Genomic DNA, 19,774 nt, shown 5'->3' on the forward strand with positions numbered 1-19,774 from the left:
CAATCAGATTTTTCAAGGCAGACGCCTGTCCGGCGTCCACTGCCGCATCACAGTAGGAGGCGACGATGGCACAGCAACCCCGGTTTCTTGACGAGGATCCGCAAGAAACCCGCGAATGGCTCGAATCGATTGAGTCGGTACTCAACAGTGAAGGGCGCCCGCGCGCGCACTACCTGATCGATCAGTTGCTGGACTTCGATGTCGCTCAACACGGCGATTTCTATGGTCGGGTCACGACGCCCTACGTCAACACCATTCCCAGCGACCGTCAGCAGCCTTATCCGGGTGACCTCCAGGTTGAAAAGCGTATCAACGCGTTCATCCGCTGGAACGCCCTGGCGATGGTACTGCGTGCCGGCAAGCATTCCGGTGTGGGCGGCCATATTGCCTCCTATGCGTCTGCCGCCGTGCTCTATGACGTGGGGTTCGATCACTTCTTCCGTGGCCGTACCGAGCAGTTCGCTGGCGATCTGGTCTACATCCAGGGCCATTCTTCGCCGGGCATTTACGGCAGGGCGTACCTGGAAGGTCGCCTGAGCGAAGAGCAACTGGACAACTTCCGTCGCGAAACGGATCGCGATGGCATTTCGTCCTATCCGCACCCGCGCCTGATGCCGGACTTCTGGCAGTTCCCTACTGCTTCAATGGGGCTTGGGCCAATCACGGCGGCGTATCAGGCGCGTTTCATGCGTTACCTGGAAAATCGCGGGCTCAAGGAGCATCAGGGGCGCAAGGTCTGGGCTTTTCTCGGCGATGGCGAAATGGACCAGCCCGAGTCTCAGGCGGCCATTGCGCTGGCCGGGCGCGAAAAGCTCGACAACATCATCTTCGTGGTCAACTGCAACCTGCAGCGTCTCGACGGCCCGGTGCGTGGTAACAGCAAGGTCATTCAGGAATTCGAAAGCCTGTATCGCGCCGCTGGCTGGAACGTAATCAAGGTCATCTGGGGCAGTGGCTGGGATGCGCTGCTGGAGAAGGACAAGAGCGGGCTGCTGCGTCAGCGCATGATGGAATGCGTGGACGGCGAGTACCAGAACTACAAATCCCAGAACGGCGCTTACGTGCGTGAGCATTTCTTCGGCAAGTACCCTGAGTTGCTGGAGCTGGTCAGCGACATGAGCGACGACGATATCTGGAAGCTCTCGCGGGGCGGGCACGATCCGGAAAAAGTCTACAACGCCTACGCTGCCGCAATGCGTCACAAGGGCGGGCCGACCGTGATTCTGGCCAAGACGGTCAAAGGTTTCGGCATGGGCGAGGCGGGCGAGGGGCAGAACATCAACCACCAGTTGAAGAAGCTCGGGGCAGAGGCGATCAAGGCCTTCCGCGACCGTTTCTCTCTGGACATCACCGATGATCAACTGGGCGACATGCCTTATCTGAAACCCGCCGAGGGCAGCACCGAAGCACTGTACCTCAAGGCCCGCCGTGCTCAGCTGGGCGGGTACATTCCGGCGCGTTTCAGTGACGCGGCCACCTTGCAGGTTCCACCGCTTTCGGTGCTGGATACCCAGCTGAAAAGCACCGGTGATCGCGGTATATCGACGACCATGGCCTTTGTGCGCATCCTCTCGACGCTGCTCAAGGACCCGAACATTGGCAAGTTGATCGTGCCGATTGTGCCGGACGAGTCGCGAACCTTTGGTATGGAGAACCTGTTCCGCCAGATCGGCATCCATTCCCATGTCGGTCAGCTGTACACGCCACAGGATGCAGGGCAACTGAGCTACTACAAGGAAAGCACCGACGGGCAGATCATGCAGGAAGGGCTGAATGAGTCCGGCGCCATTTCCTCGTGGATTGCCGCCAGTACGTCCTACGCCAACCATGGCGTGATGACCGTGCCGTTCTATATCTTCTATTCGATGTTCGGTTTCCAGCGTGTGGGCGATCTGGCCTGGGCGGCGGGTGATGCCCGGGCCAGGGGCTTTCTGCTGGGGGCCACCTCAGGCCGGACCACGCTGATGGGCGAAGGCCTGCAGCATGATGACGGGCACAGCCACGTGATGTCGTCGACGATACCGTGCTGTGTGTCTTACGACCCGACGTTTGCCTTTGAACTGGCGGTGATCATTCAAGATGGCATGCGCCGCATGTTTGCCGAAAATGAGGACATCTATTACTACATCACTTTGCTCAACGAGAACTACCCGCACCCTGATCTGCCCGAGGGCGCCGAAGCCGGCATTATCAAAGGGATGTACCCATTGCAGGCCAGTGCGTCGGTCAACTCCGGCAAACACGTGCAATTGATGGGCTGCGGGTCGATCCTTCTGGAAGTCATCGCGGCCGCCAGATTGCTGAAGGACGACTTTGGTGTTAGCAGTGAAATCTGGAGTGTTACCAGCCTCACCGAGCTGCGCCGTGAAGGCCAGGACGTCGAGCGCTGGAACCTGCTGCACCCTGAGGAGGAGCCGCGCCTGAGCTACGTTGAAAGCTGTCTCGCCGACAGGGAAGGGCCGGTCGTCGTGGCAACGGATTACATGAAGATCTTCGCTGACCAGATCCGTCCATTCGTACCCCTGCGTCGTTTCGTGGCGCTGGGTACGGATGGTTTTGGTCAGTCCGATACCCGTGAATCGCTGCGTCATTTCTTCGAGGTGGACCGTTACTTCGTGGCTGTGGCTGCGCTCAAGGCGCTGGCCGATGACGGCAAGGTCGAGCGTAAGGTCGTGGCCCAGGCCATCGAACGCTACAAGATCGACCCAGGCAAGCAGAACCCGGTGCTGGTCTGAGTCGCGCTCGTCTCTGTCACGAGACAGTAGTTGCGAAACCGTGCACTTCAAGCGAGGTGCACGGTTTCCTGATTACCTGAGTGAGAGTATCTGCTCACTTTAGCCTGTCACGCCGTCAGACGATCTTCCCGGAAATCACGCAACGCCTGGTCAATCTCTTCGCGGGTGTTCATCACGAACGGCCCGTACTGCACGATCGGCTCGCGTAAGGGCTTGCCTGCAATCAACAAGACGCGCGCACCCTTGGTGCTGCTGATCTGCAAATCCCCTGTGTCAGACAGGCGCGCAAGATGGCGCTTGCTCACTGACTGTGCGCTGCCTTCTATTTCGATTCTGCCTTCGTACACGTACAGCAATGCAAGATGCCCTTCGGGCAAGCGCGGGCTGATACGACTGCCGGCAGGCATGTCGAAGTCAAAGTACAAGGGCTCGGTATCCGGGCGCTGTACCGCACCGGCCTGTCGAACCTGGCCATCGTCGAAATGCCCGGCCAATACCACCACCTGCACACCGGCTTCAGTGGTCAGGCGAGGAACGTTTTCCGGCTGGATGTCCTGATAACTGGCGTCGTTCAGCTTGTTCTTGCCCGGCAGGTTCAGCCATAGCTGAAAACCTCGCATGGTGCCTTCTTCCTGTTCAGGCATTTCGCTGTGAATGATCCCGCGTGCAGCGGTCATCCACTGTACGCCGCCGCCCTGCAGCAGGCCTACATTGCCCATATGGTCTTCGTGACGCATACGGCCTTCAAGCATGTAGGTCACCGTTTCGAAGCCACGGTGCGGATGAGGTGGAAAGCCCGCGATATAGTCATCAGGCACGTCCGACCCGAACTCGTCCATCATCAGGAATGGATCGAATTGTTCCACGCCCCGTCCGCCGAAAACGCGTGTCAGTTTGACTCCCGCGCCGTCAGAGGCAGGTTGGCCTGCCTGAATCGACAGGACTTTACGAAATTGAGTCATGGAAAGAGAGCACTCCTTATCAGGTGGCCTTTTCAGGCGCAAGGGAGTGTCATGGTATGCCTGTCTATTCGATTAACTGATTCGAATCCCGGAACGGAATGATCGTATTTATCGATGTGTTGCCTGTTGATACGCATTGGCGTGAGTAACAGGCAACCTGCCCGGAACAGACTCCGGGCCAGGCGTTACAACGAGAGGTGATCAGTGTTTGCTGCCCTGTGTCGACATGGCCAGCAGCTGCTTTTCCTGGTTCCAGTCAAATGGTTCGTCGTTCTGCTCGGCTTCGTAACGGCGCTCTTCCAGCGCCTGATACAGCTCGATTTCATCATCCGGCATGAAATGCAGGCAGTCACCGGCAAAAAACCACAGCAGGTCGCGAGGCACCAGGTGGGCGATTTGCGGGTAGCGCTGGATGACCTGACACAGGATGTCCTGGCCCAGGTACTGGCTTTCTATCGGGTCCTGCGGCAGTTGCTCGACCAGTTCGTCGAAGCGCTCCATGAACAGCGCGTGGCTTTCTTCCGGAACCTGCTCGGCCTCGCCCAGCGCGACCAGAATGCTGCGCAGGTGTGCCAGCAGGCCAAGTTGGTGATCGAGAGTGGCGTCGGCCATCGGGTAATCCTCAAATGCAAAAACAGGCGCGAGAGTATAAAGCTCTACGCGCCTGCTGTGTGGTGTGACCTTGAACGTCAGCGAATCTTGCCCGCTGCCAGGGTCAGTTCTTCCTTGTCGAAATCATCCACGTCGATCACCTTGCGACGGGCGGCTTCGGCTGTACGCAGTGTCTGTGCCTCTTCTGCCTGCAATACACCGATGCGCAACGCAGCGTCGATGGCATGCTCGCCTGCGGCCGGTTTGATCTGACCACTCTTGAGCGCCGTTTGCAGCTTCTTGTGCAACGGATATGCAGTAGTCAGCAAGTTGATGGCATGTTGCAGCGCGCCGACCGGATCTTCTGCCGATTGCGGGCGATAGCAGCCTGCGAGCAACTCTTCCAGTGTCGGATCGCCCTTGGCGCGGCCCAGTACCTGTGCAACTTCGGCGTCCAGCTTGTCCGAAGGGCCCTTGTGGCGACGACCGAACGGGAACACCACTGCACGCAACAGCCCACCCAGCACACGGTTAGGGAAGTTGCCGAGGATTTCGTCCATGGCACGTTCCGAGTGGCCCAGACTTTCTTCCATGGCCCAGCGAAACAGCGGGCTCATGTGATCTGGCGAGCCAAGATCGTGGTAGCGCTTGAGTGCCGCCGAAGCCAGATACATATGACTGAGCACGTCACCGAGACGCGCCGACAGGCGTTCGCGGCGTTTCAACTCGCCGCCCAGCAGCATCATGCTCAAGTCCGCCAACATCGCGAAAGCTGCTGCCTGACGGTTCAACGCGCGGAAGTAGCCTTGGCTCAGGCTGTTGCCCGGTGCTCTTTCAAAATGGCCAAAGCCCAGATTAAGAATCAGGGTGCTGGCGGCGTTGCTCACCGCAAAACCGATGTGCTTGAGCAGGAGCGCGTCAAACTCGAGCAGCGCCTGCTGCTTGTCTTCGCGACCGGCCAAGGCCATTTCCTTGAGCACGAATGGATGGCAGCGAATGGCACCCTGGCCGAAGATCATCAGGTTACGTGAAAGGATATTCGCCCCTTCAACGGTGATGAAGATCGGCGCACCTTGCCAGTTGCGGCCCAGGTAGTTGTTCGGGCCCATGATGATGCCCTTGCCGCCATGCACATCCATGGCTTGACCGATACATTCGCGGCCACGCTCGGTCAGGTGGTATTTGAGGATCGCGGAGAGCACCGAGGGTTTTTCTCCCAGATCGACCGCATTGGCGGTCAGCATGCGCGCGCTGTCCATCAGCCAGGCGTTGCCGCCGATGCGCGCCAGCGCTTCCTGAATACCTTCGAACGCCGACAGCGGCACATTGAATTGCTCGCGCACCTTGGCGTACTGGCCGGTCACCAGGCTGGTGTACTTGGCAGCGCCGGTGCCGACCGCGGGCAGCGAAATCGAACGTCCTACCGACAGGCAGTTCATCAGCATCATCCAGCCTTTGCCGAGCATTGGCTGGCCGCCGATCAGGTAGCTCAGCGGAACAAAGACGTCCTTGCCTGAATTCGGGCCGTTCATGAACGCTGCGCCCAGCGGCAAGTGGCGACGGCCGATTTCAACGCCGGGCGTGTCGGTCGGAATCAGCGCCAGGCTGATGCCCAGATCTTCTTTTTCGCCGAGCAAGTGCTCAGGGTCGTAAGCCTTGAAAGCCAGGCCGAGCAGGGTGGCGACCGGGCCAAGGGTAATGTAGCGCTTTTCCCAGGTCAGGCGCAGGCCGATGACTTCCTCGCCTTGCCACTGACCTTTGCAGATAACCCCGGTGTCGGGCATCGCGCCCGCATCGGAACCTGCCAATGGACCCGTCAGCGCGAAGCAGGGGATATCTTCGCCACGTGCCAGACGTGGCAGGTAATGGTTGCGCTGTTCGTCAGTGCCATAATGCAGCAGCAATTCAGCAGGGCCGAGGGAGTTGGGCACCATCACGGTGGAGGCCAGGTCGCCGCTGCGGGTGGCCAGTTTCATGGCCACCTGAGAGTGGGCGTAGGCCGAGAAGCCCTTGCCACCGAATTCTTTCGGAATGATCAGGGCAAAGAACCCGTGCTCTTTCATGTGCGCCCAGGCTTCAGGCGGCAGGTCCATGGCCTGACCGATTTCCCAGTCGCTGACCATCGCGCAGAGTTCTTCGGTCGGCCCGTCGATAAAGGCCTGTTCTTCTTCGGTGAGCTGGACTTTTGGATAGGCCAGCAGCTTGTCCCAGTCCGGGCGACCGCTGAACAGCTCGCCATCCCACCAGACCGTACCGGCGTCAATCGCATCGCGCTCGGTTTCCGACATGGGCGGCAGCACTTTCTGAAACCAGCTGAACATGGGCGCAGTGAAGTGCTTGCGGCGCAGGTCGGGCAGCACAACAGGTACGAACACTGCCAGCCACAGCACCCAGAAAACAGTCAGCAGCCATCCTGGCGCGTGGCTGAAAATGCCCATGGCCAGCAGGTAGACGGCTACCACGCCAAGCGCCGGGAGCGGGGCGGTACGCCGATGGGCCAGCCAGGCAATGCCGACGACCAGCACTACAATCCACAACAACAGCATAGGTATTCCTCCGTGATGACCGCCGCCGTGGCAGCGATCAAGAACTGGTCGCCGGGCAGTGGTGAGGCGACATCGATAGTGACCCCTGGTTGACGAGGAAGTTGCCGTCGCTTCTGGGTAGACTGTGAGCCTTTATTTATCAGCGACTGCGAGGGGAACGCAATGCTCAAGATATGGGGACGGAAGAATTCCAGCAATGTGCGCAAGGCACTCTGGATTGCCGAAGAAGTGGGCGTGCCCTACGAGACGCAGGACGCCGGTGGGGCATTCGGGCTGGTCAATGAAGCAGCTTACCGCGCGAAAAACCCCAATGGCCGGATTCCCATGATTGAGGACGGCGACTTCGTGCTTTGGGAGTCGAACGCGATCGTACGCTATCTGGCCGCCCGCCATGCCCCGGACTCGGACTTATACCCCGCTGACCTTCAGGCCCGCGCCAACGCAGACAAGTGGATGGACTGGACCTCCTCGACCATCGCGGCCCCGTTCAGCCCGGTATTCTGGGGCGTGGTACGCACCCCGCCCGAGAAACAGGACTGGCCGGCCATCGAGCAAGGCATCAAGACCCTGCACAGTCTGTTGCTGGTCGCCGATGAGGCCCTGTCTCGCCAGCCTTACCTGTCCGGCGAAGCTTTTGGCATGGGCGACATTCCCCTGGGGTGCTTCGCTTACGGCTGGTTCGAAATGCCGATTGAACGTCCGCCGCTGCCCCACCTCCAAGCCTGGTATGCACGCCTCAAGACGCGTCCGGCGTATCGCAAGGCCGTCATGAGTCCGCTGACCTGAGCATGCAGTCTGAGCATTTAAAACAGTTGATCGGGCTCATGTTCGGCTCTTGATATTTACTATTAACAGATGTGTCTGTACTTGAATGACCCAGCCGAGCACCATTGCACGCCTGGGTCGTCATGACAGGCGTGTGTTCCCGGTCAGCTTCATTCCTTTTTCCTGATGAGTACTCTTTCCGATATGTCTTCCGCTCTGTCCATTCGGCAGCTAACCAAAACCTACGGCAACGGTTTCCAGGCCTTGAGTGGCATTGATCTGGACGTGGCCGAGGGTGATTTCTTCGCTTTGCTTGGCCCTAATGGCGCAGGCAAGTCCACCACCATCGGTATCATCTCGACGCTGGTCAACAAGACCAGCGGAACGGTGAACATCTTCGGTCACGATCTGGATCGCGAGCCCGCTGCGCTCAAGCGTTCCATTGGCGTGGTGCCGCAGGAGTTCAACTTCAACCAGTTCGAGAAGACCTTCGACATCGTCGTCACCCAGGCGGGTTACTACGGCATCCCGGCAAAGATCGCCAAGGAGCGCGCCGAGCAGTACCTGACTCAACTGGGCCTGTGGGACAAGCGCGACGTGCCTTCGCGGTCGCTGTCAGGCGGTATGAAACGGCGCTTGATGATCGCCCGTGCGCTGATTCATGAGCCGCGTCTGCTGATCCTCGATGAGCCCACTGCTGGTGTGGACATCGAGTTGCGCCGTTCGATGTGGACGTTCCTGACCGAACTGAATCAAAAAGGCATCACCATCATCCTCACCACGCACTACCTGGAAGAGGCCGAGCAGCTGTGCCGCAACATCGGCATTATCGACCACGGGGTGATCGTGCAGAACACCGGCATGAAGCAATTGCTCAGCACCCTGACTGTCGAAACCTTCGTGCTGGATCTGAAGGCGTCCTGGCAGACCGCGCCGCAGCTGCCCGGTTTCCCTTGCCGTTTGCTCGACAGCCACACCCTGGAAGTTCAGGTCGACAAGAATGTCGGCATCACCGCGCTGTTTAGCCAGCTCGCTTTCCAGAACATCGAAGTCTTGAGCCTGCGCAATAAATCCAATCGCCTTGAGGAGTTGTTTGTGTCCCTGGTGGAAAAAAACCTTGCGAAGGTGGCGCTATGACTGTGCAGAGCGGCGAGTTGCGCCCCAACCTGATTGCCCTGAAGACCATCGTTTACCGCGAGGTCCATCGCTTCATGCGGATCTGGCCGCAGACCCTGCTGCCGCCTGCGATCACCATGGTTCTGTATTTCGTGATCTTCGGTAACCTGATCGGCCGCCAGATTGGCGACATGGGCGGCTTTACCTACATGCAGTACATCGTGCCGGGGCTGATCATGATGTCGGTGATCACCAACTCCTACGGCAACGTGGTATCCAGCTTCTTTGGTGCCAAATTTCAGCACTCCATCGAAGAACTGATGGTCTCGCCGGTTTCCCCGCACACCATTCTGATTGGCTACACCCTGGGCGGCGTGTTGCGCGGGCTGATGGTGGGTTTCATTGTCACCATGCTGTCGATGTTTTTCACCGACCTGCAAGTGCATCACCTGGGCGTAACCATCCTTGTGGTGGTGTTGACCGCCACCATCTTCTCGCTGCTGGGCTTCATCAACGCAGTGTTCGCGCGCAACTTCGACGATATCTCGATCATCCCGACTTTCGTCCTGACCCCGCTGACCTATCTGGGTGGCGTGTTCTACTCGATCAACCTGTTGCCGCCGTTCTGGCAGACCGTATCGCTGGCCAACCCAGTCCTGCACATGGTCAATGCCTTCCGCTACGGCATTCTGGGCGTCTCCGACATAAAGATCAGCATCGCCCTGGCGTTCATGATCGTGGCAACGTTTGTGCTGTACTTCGGCTGCGCACGGTTGCTGGTGAGCGGGCGCGGTATGCGTCAGTAACACATGCTTTGCGACCCGCCAGCCTGGCGGGTCGGCTGTCTGCCGAGACCGGCTGTTCAGGTTTTGCAACACACCATCACTTCCGACATTTCCATATTGCGCTGATCCTTGAAGCTTTCCGCTTCAAGGAATCACCATGCGCACAGGGATGATCGCGCTCGCGTCGGGGCTTGTGGCCTTACGCTTGCTGCCTGCTTTGCCGCCGACCTGGCTGTTGCTGCTGATACCGATACTGGCGTTGATGCTGCTACCGTTTCGCACCTATCCACTGGCGCTGTTCCTGCTCGGTTTTACCTGGGCGTGTGTTTCTGCGCAGTGGGCGTTGAATGACCGTCTGGTTCATCGTCTGGACGGTCAGACGCTGTGGCTGCAAGGCAAGGTAGTCGGTTTGCCCAGTGTCGCCGAGGGCGTGGTGCGTTTCGAACTGGAAGGGGCAAGGTCGCGCAGGGCGATATTGCCTGCACGCATCCGGGTGGCGTGGTACGGCGGTCCGCAGGTCAACAGCGGTGAGCGCTGGCGCATGGCGGTCAAACTCAAGCGGCCGGCCGGGCTGGTCAATCCTGATGCTTTTGATTACGAAGCCTGGCTGTTGGCGCAGCGCATCGGTGCCACCGGTACGGTGGTGGATGGTCAACTGCTGACACCTGCGCGCGGGGCGTGGCGCGACCTTATTCGTCAGCGCTTGCTGGCGGTCGATGCGCAGGGCAGAGAGGGCGGCTTGGCGGCGCTGGTGCTGGGCGATGGCTCCGGATTGTCGAGCACCGATTGGCAGGTGCTGCAGGACACCGGCACGGTGCATCTGCTGGTGATTTCCGGCCAGCATATCGGTTTGCTGGCCGGGGTGATTTACGCGCTGGTCGCAGGCCTTGCACGCTGGGGGCTGTGGCCACGGGCTTTACCCTGGCTGCCTTGGGCCTGTGCGCTGGCGTTCATCGCTGCGCTGGGTTACGGGCTGCTGGCCGGTTTCGAGGTGCCGGTACGGCGTGCCTGTGTGATGGTCGCGATGGTGCTGCTGTGGCGTTTGCGCTTTCGGCACCTGGGCGTTGTCTGGCCGCATTCAACGCGGTGCTGATTTTCGAGCCGCTGGTGACACTGCAGCCGGGGTTCTGGCTGTCTTTCGCGGCGGTTGGCATTCTGGTGCTGATTTTCAGTGGACGTCTCGGTGCCTGGAATTGGTGGCAAAGCTGGACGCGTGCGCAGTGGCTGATCGCAATTGGCTTGCTGCCTATTCTGCTGGCGCTGAACCTGCCGATCAGCCTCAGCGGGCCGTTTGCCAATTTGCTGGCTGTGCCCTGGGTCAGCTTGATCGTCCTGCCGCCTGCGTTGCTTGGAACACTGCTGCTGCCGGTCTCTGGTGTGGGCGAAGGCTTGCTCTGGCTGGCCGGAGGGGCGCTGGAGTGGCTGTTTATGTTTCTCGGCTGGGTTGCCGCAGTCTTGCCCGCCTGGTTGCCCAGTGCAATGCCAGGCTGGGCGTGGCTGCTTAGTCTGCTCGGGGCCTTCATTTTATTACTGCCCAAAGGCGTGCCGATGCGTCTGCTGGGTTGGCCATTGCTGTTGTTGTGCGCTTTTCCGCCGCTCGACTCAGTGCCAGCAGGCCAGGTAGAAGTATTGCAGCTGGACGTGGGGCAGGGCCTGGCCATTCTCCTGCGCACTCGAAATCACACGCTCTTGTACGACGCAGGTCCACGTTTCGGCGAGTTCGATATCGGTCAGCGTGTGGTCGTGCCCGCCATGCGCAAGGCCGGTGTGCGTCATCTGGACCTGATGTTGATCAGTCACGCCGATGCCGATCATGCCGGGGGCGCAGCGGCGGTTCATCAGGCATTTCCGGTTGACCGTGTACTGGGCGGTGAGCTGGCCAGGCTCGCGCCGCAACTCGACGCGCGCTTGTGTGAGAGCGATGCGCGCTGGGAGTGGGATGGGGTGATGTTCTCCACCTGGCGCTGGGAGCAGGGCCCTGATGGCAATCCGGCATCCTGCATGTTGAGTGTCGACGCAGGGGGCGAGCGTCTGCTGCTGACGGGTGATATAGACGCCGACGCGGAACGTGCGGCAATCGCCAGCGGTTTCGACCTTCGTGCCCATTGGTTGCAGTCCCCGCATCACGGCAGCCGGACCTCGTCATCCAAAGTATTTCTTCAGGCCGTCGGAGCGGTTGGCGTGCTGATCTCCCGTGGCCGTAACAACGCCTTCGGCCACCCGCATCCGTTGGTCATGGCGCGTTATCGATGGCTGGGTATGGCCAGTTATGACAGCGCTGAGCTGGGCACTGTCAGTCTGCGGCTGGGGACGTTCGGCACGCCGCAGGCAGAGCGCGCGCAACGGCGTTTCTGGCGTGACTGAGTGAATGGATATCGATCTCGGCGTTCGGCACTTGACGACCCTATGATAGAGTGGCGCCAATTTTTCGAGGGAGTGATCACTGTGTGGGAACTGGTCAAATCTGGCGGCTGGATGATGCTGCCGATTATTTTGAGCTCCATCGCCGCTGCCGGCATTATCATCGAGCGTCTGTGGACGCTGCGTGCCAGCCGTATCACGCCGCCGCATCTGCTCGGACAGGTCTGGCAGTGGATTCAGGAAAAGAAGCTCGACGGCGAAAAGCTCAAGCAACTGCGCGCCGACTCGCCTCTGGGTGAAATTCTCGCCGCAGGTCTGGCCAATTCCAGGCACGGTCGCGAGATCATGAAGGAATGCATCGAAGAAGCCGCCGCCCGGGTTATCCATGAACTGGAGCGCTACCTGAGCGCGCTGGGTTCGATTGCCGCCATGGCACCGCTGCTTGGCTTGCTGGGTACGGTGCTGGGCATGATCGATATTTTCGGCTCGTTCAACAGTTCGGGGGCCACGGCCAATGCCGGTGTACTCGCCGGTGGTATCTCCAAGGCGCTGATCTGTACCGCGTCGGGCCTTATCGTGGCTATTCCGGCAATCTTCTTTCATCGCTTTCTGCAAAGTCGCGTCGATGAACTGGTGGTCGGCATGGAGCAGCAGGCCATTCGTCTGGTTGAAGTGGTGCAGGGCGACCGCGATGTCGATCTGATCGACGCCAAAATCGATCTCAAGTCGCTGGCCAGAGCGGGCGGGGGCAAGAAGAAGTGAAATTTCGCCGTCGCAGACCCCGGGAAAACATCGACATCAATCTGGTCTCTCTGATTGATGTGGTGTTCATCCTGCTGCTGTTTTTCATCGTGACGACCACTTTCACCCGTGAAACCCAACTGCGGGTGGATCTGCCACAGGCGGTCACCGGTACGCCGGAGGTGGACGCCAGCGCGAAGCATCTCGACATCGCCATCAACGCCGACGGGATCTTCTCGCTGAACAACCAACTGTTGCCCAAGAACGACCTGGCAACCCTGATCGAAGCGCTGCAACGCGAGTCGGCGGGCGATACCAGCCTGCCGTTGTCGATCAGTGCCGACGGCAAGACCCCTCACCAATCGGTGATTACGGCCATGGATGCGGCGGGTAAACTGGGTTTCAGCCATTTGCGCATGACCACTGTCGAGGCCACACCGGCTAACTGATGGCATTTACCGACCGTTTGCTCGATGCCTGGTACAAGGGCCACCCTGCGCTGGCGCTTTTGCGTCCGCTCGAAGGCCTTTATCGGCGCGTCGTAGAGGGCAAGCGCGCGCGTTTTCTGGCGGGTGAGGGCACTATCTACCGCGCTCCGGTGCCGGTTATTGTGGTGGGTAATATCACCATCGGCGGCACTGGCAAGACGCCACTGATTCTATGGATGATCGAGCACTGCCGTCGTCGTGGCCTGCGCGTTGGTGTGGTCAGTCGCGGTTACGGTGCCAAACCTCCCAGCCTGCCCTGGCGCGTCAAGGCCGACCAGAGTGCCAGCGAGGCGGGCGATGAGCCGTTGCTCATCGTCAAACGCAGTGGCGTGCCGCTGATGATCGATCCGGATCGCAGTCGCGCCGTGCAGGCCCTGCTCGCTGCCGAGCCTCTGGATCTGATTCTTTCCGACGATGGCCTGCAACATTATCGTCTGGCTCGCGATCTGGAGCTGGTGCTGATCGATGCCGCCCGCGGGCTGGGCAACCGTCGTTGTCTGCCTGCCGGGCCATTGCGCGAGCCGGTTGAGCGCCTAGGCAGTGTCGACGCTTTGCTTTACAACGGCGCGATGGCTGATCGTGACGATGGCTACGCATTTATGCTCAAACCGTCAGCCCTTATCAATCTGCGCAGTGGCGAACGCCAGCCGGTGGATTATTTCCCGGCCGGGCAGGCGCTGCATGCGGTCGCCGGAATCGGCAATCCTCAACGTTTCTTCAATACCCTCGAAGGATTACACTGGCGGCCGGTGGCTCACGCGTTCGCCGACCATGCGGTCTACAGTGCCCAGGCGCTGACATTCACACCGGCATTGCCCTTGGTCATGACCGAGAAGGATGCGGTGAAATGTCGTGCCTTTGCAGCCGATGACTGGTGGTATCTGGCAGTGGATGCAGTACCGTCCGATGCTTTTGTCGACTGGTTCGATGAGCAACTGCTACGTCTCTCTCCATGATTGCTTCAGGATCTCCTATGGACACCAAACTACTCGATATCCTCGCTTGCCCTGTCTGCAAGGGACCATTGAAGCTCAGCGCCGACAAGACCGAGCTGATCAGCAAAGGGGCAGGCCTTGCCTACCCGGTACGCGACGGCATCCCTGTGATGCTCGAAAGCGAAGCACGCACCTTGAGCACCGATGAGCGGCTGGAAAAATGACAGCAGCGTTCACCGTTGTCATTCCTGCGCGTTACGGCTCCAGCCGTTTTCCCGGCAAGCCACTGAAAACCATTGCAGGCAAGCCCATGGTTCAGCTTGTCTGGGAGCAGGCGTGCAAAAGCAGCGCCGAGCGTGTGGTGATTGCTACCGACGATGCGCGCATCGTCGAGGCTTGTCAGGCTTTTGGTGCAGAAGTGCTGCTGACCCGCGAGGATCACAATTCCGGCACCGATCGTCTGGCCGAGGTGGCTGCGCAACTGGGGCTGGCTGCTGATGCGATTGTCGTCAATGTGCAAGGCGACGAGCCGATGATCCCGCCTGCGGTGATCGATCAGGTGGCGTCCAACCTGGCGGCTCACCCCGAAGCCGGCATGTCTACGCTGGCCGAGCCTATCGACGATGTGGTCGCGTTGTTCAATCCGAACATCGTCAAGGTCGCAACAGACATCAACGGCCTGGCGCTGACGTTCAGCCGTGCCCCATTGCCTTGGGCGCGTGACGCGCTGACCGCAAACAGGGACGAGTTGCCCGCTGGCGTGCCTTATCGTCGTCATATCGGTATTTACGCCTATCGTGCGGGCTTTCTTCATGACTTCGTTAGCTGGGGTCCGTGCTGGCTGGAAAACACCGAAAGCCTGGAGCAACTGCGTGCGTTGTGGAATGGCGTGCGAATTCACGTTGCCGACGCGCTTGAAGCGCCACCCGGTGGCGTCGATACGCCTGAAGACCTGGAGCGCGTAAGGCGCTTGCTGGAGGGTTGATGCGCTTCGTCCAGTGGTTCGGGAAGGCGAGAGTATGACCTTGCAGGTGCAGTCCGCGATTTCCCTCAAACCTTTCAACACCTTTGGCGTGGATGTTCAGGCCCGCTTGTTTGCCGAAGCGCATAGCGATGACGATGTTCGCGAGGCGCTGGCGTATTCGGTCGAGCACGATGTACCGCTGCTGGTTATTGGCGGTGGCAGTAACCTGCTGCTCAGCGGTGACGTGCAGTCATTGGTGCTGCGCATGGCCAGTCGCGGCATTCGCATCGTGCATGAGGACTGTCTCGAGTCGATTGTCGAGGCAGAGGCTGGCGAGCCCTGGCATCCGTTCGTGCAGTCCTGTCTGGAACTGGGGCTGGCGGGGCTGGAAAACCTCAGTCTGATTCCAGGCACCGTTGGGGCGGCACCCATGCAGAACATCGGTGCTTATGGCGTCGAGATCAAGGATATATTCCATAGCCTGACTGCGCTGGATCGTGAAACGGGTGAATTGCGCGAGTTTTCCCTGGAGGACTGTGCGTTCGGCTACCGCGACAGCGTGTTCAAGCATCAGGTCGCGCGCTGGTTGATCCTGCGGGTGCGCTTCAAGCTCAGCCGCGTAGCCAATCTGCACCTTGAATATGGTCCGGTTCGTCAGCGTCTCGACGAATTGGGTATCGATAAACCGACGCCTTTTGATGTCAGTCGGGCAATCTGCGCAATTCGCAGTGAAAAACTGCCCGATCCGGCGGTACTTGGCAATGCGGGCAGCTTTTTCAAGAACCCGGTGGTTTCTGCTGAACTGTACGCAACGCTTAAAAGCGGGCATCCGGGCGTCGTGGGCTATCCGCAGGTCGATGGCCGGGTGAAGCTGGCAGCGGGGTGGTTGATCGAACAGGCTGGCTGGAAGGGCTATCGTGACGGCGACGCTGGCGTGCATAAGCTCCAGTCACTGGTACTGGTCAATTACGGGCAGGCCAGTGGCTTGCAGCTATTGAGCCTGGCGCGCCGCATCCAGAGTGACATCGTCGAGCGTTTTGGCGTTGAGCTGGAGATGGAGCCGAACCTCTACTGATAGCCTGGGGATGGTCTCTTGTGGGAGCGAGCTTGCTCGCGAAGGGATTAGATCAAGCGCTGTGTATTGAAGATGAGCGCAGTGCAGTCCTCAATCAGCGGACATGAAAAAGCCCCGCCTGTCTGCACAGGCGGGGCTTTTTCATGAGCCGGAGTTAAACGAGTGGTTTAGGCTCGTTTTCTTTCTCGGCTTCATGTTGCGGTTTGACTGCTGGTTGCTCAGTCGCCGCTTCTTCAGTCTTTTCCTCGATAGCCTGAGAAGGCTGGACCGATTCTGCTTCAGCGGCAACAGGTGCTGCTTCGGCGATGACTGGAGTGCTGGCAGCAGCGGCTTCCTGCTGACGGCGTGCTTCTTCTTCACGCTTGCGACGACGAACTTCACGAGGATCGTTCGGTGCACGGCCGGTGCTGCTGACCGGTGCTGCCGGTGTTTCCACGACCACAGGTTGTTGCTCTGCAGGTGCAGGCGCTGCTTCCTCGATGGCCTGAGGCGCGACGTAAGGAGCAGGCTCCTCCTTCACGACGACAGGCTCGGCAGCAGGAGTAGCAGGCGTTGGCAGTTCGGACGATTCAGTGGCTGGCACTTCTTCATGGGCCGCTGCTTCGACCGGCGCTTGTGGCGCTGGCTCTGGCGTTGGTGTGAACGGCACGACGCGCTCTGCATGCGGCGCTTCGAACAGCTCGGTCTGCGCGGCAATGGCAGGTGCTTCGACCGCAGCAGGTTGAACCTCTACTTCCGGAGCCGGTTTGGCGACTGGCGCATTATCCGCAACCGGCGCTTCAACGGCAGGCACTTCAACGACCGGTTCTGCTGCTACCGGAGTTTCTGGAGTGGATGCTTCAATTGCCGGTGCGTCAGCTTCCGGTGCCTTGGCAGCAGTTGCTTCGGCAACAGGCGCTTGCTGCGCGGGCTCTACGGCTGGAGCGTCTACAGCAGTGCTGTTGGCCCGCTCGGCCTGCTGGTGTGCATCGGCTTCTGCTGTGGCGCTGATCACGCCGCCAGCCGCAGCTGCTGCGGTGAATCCCAGGCCAGCCGACAGATCGGTGGCACTGCTGCCTTCTTCAGTATTTTCTGCCGAGCCGTTTTCTTCGGAACCGTTTTCTTCGGAACCGTTTTCTTCAGAGCCTTCGATCACGTTGCCATTGGCATCACGTTGACGCTCACGACGGTTGCTGCGACGACGCTGACCGCGGGAGCGGCGGCGAGGGCGGTCGCCTTCGCTACCGTCGTTGCCTTCCTGGTTCTCGTCATTGATCTGCTCTTCGTTGAGCAGCACTTCCTCTTCGCTCACGGCAGCCGCGGCCTGTTCGGCGCGTGGTTGACGTTCTTCGCGAGGTGCGCGCGGCTGGCGTTCTTCGCGCGGTGCGCGTTCAGGACGCTCTTCACGAGCAAGGTTTACGGCAGGGGCTGCATCCAGAGGCTCGCGCAGTTCGCGGACCGGACGATCTTCGCGTGCTTCACGTGGCTTGCGCTCGCGGGAAGTACGGGCTGGACGCTCTTCACGTGGTGTTGAATCCTCGCGGGCTTCACGCGGTTCGCGAACGGTACGCTCTTCACGAGGTGCGCGTTCTTCACGAGGTGCACGCTCCTCACGTGGGGCGCGCTCTTCGCGCGGCGCGCGTTCGGCACGTTCTTCACGGGGGGCGCGTTCTTCACGAGGCTTGCGCTCTTCGTCACGACGGTTGTTGCGGCCACGGCTCTGTTGGCGACCGTTGCGGCGCTCCTCGTTACGGGCCGGACGCTGTTCGGCAGCAGGTTTTTCAACCACTACCGGAGCGGCAGGCTCTTCCTTGGTCGCAAACAGGCTGACCAGGGATTTCACCAGGCCCTTGAACAGGCTTGGCTCGTGAGCGACCGGTGCAGGCGTTGGGGCAGGCGCAACGGCTTCTACCGGAACCGGCGCATTGGCACGAGCAGGTGCAGTCTTGACGGCTGCTTCCTGGCGAACAAGAGTGCGGGTTGCGGCAGCCAGCGGGGCGATTTCTTCCACTTCGGCTGCAGCCGCGGCGATTTCGTAGCTGGTCTGGCTGTTGTGTGCTTCCGGGCTGTCATCACGCAGACGCTGAACTTCGAAGTGCGGGGTTTCCAGCTGGTCGTTCGGCAGGATGATGATGCGCGCACGGGTGCGCAGCTCGATCTTGGTGATCGAATTGCGTTTTTCGTTGAGCAGGAAAGCCGCGACCGGAATCGGCACCTGAGCGCGCACTTCGGCAGTGCGGTCTTTCAGGGCTTCTTCTTCGATCAGGCGCAGGATGGCCAGCGACAGCGATTCAACATCACGGATGATGCCGGTGCCGTTGCAGCGAGGGCAGACGATGCCGCTGCTTTCGCCCAGCGATGGACGCAGGCGCTGACGGGACATTTCCAGCAGACCGAAGCGCGAAATGCGACCGATCTGCACGCGGGCGCGGTCGGCTTCCAGGCTTTCGCGGACTTTTTCTTCCACCGCGCGCTGGTTCTTGGCCGGTGTCATGTCGATGAAGTCGATCACGATCAGGCCGCCGATGTCGCGCAGACGCAATTGACGGGCGATTTCCTCAGCCGCTTCAAGGTTGGTCTGCAGGGCGGTTTCTTCGATGTCGCTGCCTTTGGTGGCGCGCGCCGAGTTGATGTCGATGGACACCAGGGCTTCGGTCGGATCGATGACGATGGAGCCGCCGGAAGGCAGTTCGACCACGCGCTGGAAGGCGGTTTCGATCTGGCTTTCGATCTGGAAGCGGTTGAACAGTGGAACGCTGTCTTCGTACAGTTTGATCTTGCTGGCGTACTGCGGCATCACCTGGCGGATGAAGGTCAGGGCTTCTTCCTGGGCTTCGACGCTGTCGATCAGGACTTCGCCGATATCCTGACGCAGGTAGTCACGGATGGCACGGATGATGACGTTGCTTTCCTGATAGATCAGGAAAGGGGCCGAACGGTCCAGGGACGCTTCCTTGATGGCGGTCCACAGTTGCAGCAGGTAATCGAGGTCCCACTGCATTTCTTCGCTGCTGCGGCCCAGGCCGGCAGTACGAACGATCAGACCCATGTCGGCTGGAGCGATCAGGCCGTTGAGGGCTTCACGCAGTTCGTTGCGCTCTTCGCCTTCGATACGGCGCGAGATGCCACCGGCGCGAGGGTTGTTCGGCATCAGGACCAGATAGCGGCCTGCAAGGCTGATGAAGGTGGTCAGGGCTGCGCCCTTGTTGCCACGCTCTTCTTTCTCGACCTGAACGATGACTTCCTGGCCTTCGCTCAGGACGTCCTTGATGTTGACGCGGCCTTCAGGGGCTTTCTTGAAGTACTCGCGGGAGATTTCCTTGAGGGGCAGAAAGCCGTGGCGCTCAGAGCCGAAATCGACAAAGGCAGCCTCAAGGCTGGGTTCAATGCGAGTGATTCGGCCTTTATAGATGTTGGCCTTCTTCTGCTCGCGTGCACCTGACTCGATGTCCAGGTCGTAGAGGCGCTGGCCGTCTACCAGTGCAACACGCAACTCTTCGGGTTGAGTTGCGTTAATCAGCATTCTTTTCATGTAGTACCGTCGGTTTCCGGGCTGCCGGAAACGGCGTTCGGCACACACGACTTCTCACGGTCGGTGTCAGGGCACGTCAGGAGTGGTTGGACACTCCAGTGTCTAGCGAGGTCCTCGCCCAGAGGGGGCGGAGGGTCGCGACGACGTTTCCTGCTTGCTGTGGTGGCATAAGACACCCTTTTCAGCAAAAGCTTTGTCA

Annotated in this window: 14 protein-coding genes and 1 pseudogene; 11 read left to right on the forward strand and 4 right to left on the reverse strand. The window is 60.0% G+C overall.

Translation table 11 applies throughout. The annotated features are described in order from the left end of the window. Positions 1 to 65: 65 nt before the first annotated feature. Positions 66 to 2,735 (forward strand): pyruvate dehydrogenase (acetyl-transferring), homodimeric type, encoded by a 2,670-nt coding sequence (gene aceE / locus AC4ANK_RS09135; RefSeq protein WP_460383115.1) that lies wholly within the window; start codon positions 66 to 68, stop codon positions 2,733 to 2,735. Between the two features lie 107 nt (positions 2,736 to 2,842). On the opposite strand, the gene AC4ANK_RS09140 is transcribed toward aceE, so the two are convergent. The 3 genes from AC4ANK_RS09140 to AC4ANK_RS09150 all read right to left on the reverse strand — a co-directional run bounded on the left by AC4ANK_RS09140 (position 2,843) and on the right by AC4ANK_RS09150 (position 6,834). Then, positions 2,843 to 3,697, reverse strand: coding sequence for a pirin family protein (locus AC4ANK_RS09140; protein WP_002552668.1), 855 nt, complete (start codon positions 3,695 to 3,697; stop codon positions 2,843 to 2,845). Positions 3,698 to 3,898: 201 nt separating this feature from the next. Beyond that, positions 3,899 to 4,309, reverse strand: a complete 411-nt coding sequence (locus AC4ANK_RS09145) for a PA2817 family protein (protein WP_004657828.1) — start codon at positions 4,307 to 4,309, stop codon at positions 3,899 to 3,901. Positions 4,310 to 4,386: 77 nt separating this feature from the next. Continuing rightward, positions 4,387 to 6,834: an acyl-CoA dehydrogenase gene (locus AC4ANK_RS09150; protein WP_031594865.1), complete on the reverse strand. Its 2,448-nt coding sequence runs from the start codon at positions 6,832 to 6,834 to the stop codon at positions 4,387 to 4,389. 162 nt (positions 6,835 to 6,996) lie between these two features. On the opposite strand from AC4ANK_RS09150, the gene AC4ANK_RS09155 reads away from it, so the two are divergent. The 10 genes and pseudogenes from AC4ANK_RS09155 to murB all read left to right on the forward strand — a co-directional run bounded on the left by AC4ANK_RS09155 (position 6,997) and on the right by murB (position 16,064). Then, complete coding sequence (locus tag AC4ANK_RS09155) at positions 6,997 to 7,620, forward strand: glutathione S-transferase (RefSeq protein WP_031594866.1); 624 nt, start codon at positions 6,997 to 6,999, stop codon at positions 7,618 to 7,620. Between the two features lie 183 nt (positions 7,621 to 7,803). After that, positions 7,804 to 8,736: an ABC transporter ATP-binding protein gene (locus AC4ANK_RS09160; RefSeq protein ID WP_002552672.1), complete on the forward strand. Its 933-nt coding sequence runs from the start codon at positions 7,804 to 7,806 to the stop codon at positions 8,734 to 8,736. Beyond that, positions 8,733 to 9,521 (forward strand): ABC transporter permease, encoded by a 789-nt coding sequence (locus AC4ANK_RS09165; RefSeq protein ID WP_002552673.1) that lies wholly within the window; start codon positions 8,733 to 8,735, stop codon positions 9,519 to 9,521. Before AC4ANK_RS09160 ends, AC4ANK_RS09165 begins: the two co-directional genes overlap by 4 nt. Positions 9,522 to 9,657: 136 nt before the next feature. Beyond that, a pseudogene (locus tag AC4ANK_RS09170) lies at positions 9,658 to 11,864 on the forward strand (DNA internalization-related competence protein ComEC/Rec2). Between the two features lie 81 nt (positions 11,865 to 11,945). Continuing rightward, positions 11,946 to 12,623: a MotA/TolQ/ExbB proton channel family protein gene (locus AC4ANK_RS09175; protein ID WP_002552676.1), complete on the forward strand. Its 678-nt coding sequence runs from the start codon at positions 11,946 to 11,948 to the stop codon at positions 12,621 to 12,623. After that, on the forward strand, positions 12,620 to 13,051 hold the full coding sequence (locus tag AC4ANK_RS09180; protein ID WP_002552677.1) for an ExbD/TolR family protein: 432 nt from the start codon (positions 12,620 to 12,622) through the stop codon (positions 13,049 to 13,051). Before AC4ANK_RS09175 ends, AC4ANK_RS09180 begins: the two co-directional genes overlap by 4 nt. Further along, complete coding sequence (gene lpxK, locus AC4ANK_RS09185) at positions 13,051 to 14,046, forward strand: tetraacyldisaccharide 4'-kinase (RefSeq protein ID WP_002552678.1); 996 nt, start codon at positions 13,051 to 13,053, stop codon at positions 14,044 to 14,046. Before AC4ANK_RS09180 ends, lpxK begins: the two co-directional genes overlap by 1 nt. 17 nt (positions 14,047 to 14,063) lie before the next feature. Beyond that, the gene (locus tag AC4ANK_RS09190) at positions 14,064 to 14,249 is read left to right on the forward strand and encodes a Trm112 family protein (protein WP_002552679.1); all 186 of its coding nucleotides are present in this window, start codon (positions 14,064 to 14,066) and stop codon (positions 14,247 to 14,249) included. Continuing rightward, on the forward strand, positions 14,246 to 15,010 hold the full coding sequence (gene kdsB / locus AC4ANK_RS09195) for a 3-deoxy-manno-octulosonate cytidylyltransferase (RefSeq protein ID WP_002552680.1): 765 nt from the start codon (positions 14,246 to 14,248) through the stop codon (positions 15,008 to 15,010). Before AC4ANK_RS09190 ends, kdsB begins: the two co-directional genes overlap by 4 nt. A gap of 34 nt (positions 15,011 to 15,044) precedes the next feature. Next, entirely contained in the window at positions 15,045 to 16,064 is a 1,020-nt protein-coding gene (murB, locus tag AC4ANK_RS09200; protein ID WP_002552681.1) for a UDP-N-acetylmuramate dehydrogenase, read from the forward strand. A 154-nt stretch (positions 16,065 to 16,218) separates the two neighbouring features. Here the strand turns inward: murB and rne are convergent, their stop codons facing one another. After that, on the reverse strand, positions 16,219 to 19,575 hold the full coding sequence (gene rne / locus AC4ANK_RS09205; protein WP_460414686.1) for a ribonuclease E: 3,357 nt from the start codon (positions 19,573 to 19,575) through the stop codon (positions 16,219 to 16,221). Positions 19,576 to 19,774 lie beyond the last annotated feature (199 nt).

The organism is Pseudomonas sp. Pmew2, assembly GCF_058129885.1.

Bases quoted from the DNA above. Each gene is read 5' to 3' on its own strand.
- AC4ANK_RS09190 (WP_002552679.1), top strand. From the start codon at position 14,064: ATGGACACCAAACTACTCGATATCCTCGCTTGCCCTGTCTGCAAGGGA.
- AC4ANK_RS09140 (WP_002552668.1), bottom strand. From the start codon at position 3,697: ATGACTCAATTTCGTAAAGTCCTGTCGATTCAGGCAGGCCAACCTGCC.
- murB (WP_002552681.1), top strand. From the start codon at position 15,045: ATGACCTTGCAGGTGCAGTCCGCGATTTCCCTCAAACCTTTCAACACC.
- AC4ANK_RS09160 (WP_002552672.1), top strand. From the start codon at position 7,804: ATGTCTTCCGCTCTGTCCATTCGGCAGCTAACCAAAACCTACGGCAAC.
- rne (WP_460414686.1), bottom strand. From the start codon at position 19,575: ATGAAAAGAATGCTGATTAACGCAACTCAACCCGAAGAGTTGCGTGTT.
- AC4ANK_RS09150 (WP_031594865.1), bottom strand. From the start codon at position 6,834: ATGCTGTTGTTGTGGATTGTAGTGCTGGTCGTCGGCATTGCCTGGCTG.
- AC4ANK_RS09145 (WP_004657828.1), bottom strand. From the start codon at position 4,309: ATGGCCGACGCCACTCTCGATCACCAACTTGGCCTGCTGGCACACCTG.
- aceE (WP_460383115.1), top strand. From the start codon at position 66: ATGGCACAGCAACCCCGGTTTCTTGACGAGGATCCGCAAGAAACCCGC.
- AC4ANK_RS09155 (WP_031594866.1), top strand. From the start codon at position 6,997: ATGCTCAAGATATGGGGACGGAAGAATTCCAGCAATGTGCGCAAGGCA.
- kdsB (WP_002552680.1), top strand. From the start codon at position 14,246: ATGACAGCAGCGTTCACCGTTGTCATTCCTGCGCGTTACGGCTCCAGC.
- lpxK (WP_002552678.1), top strand. From the start codon at position 13,051: ATGGCATTTACCGACCGTTTGCTCGATGCCTGGTACAAGGGCCACCCT.
- AC4ANK_RS09165 (WP_002552673.1), top strand. From the start codon at position 8,733: ATGACTGTGCAGAGCGGCGAGTTGCGCCCCAACCTGATTGCCCTGAAG.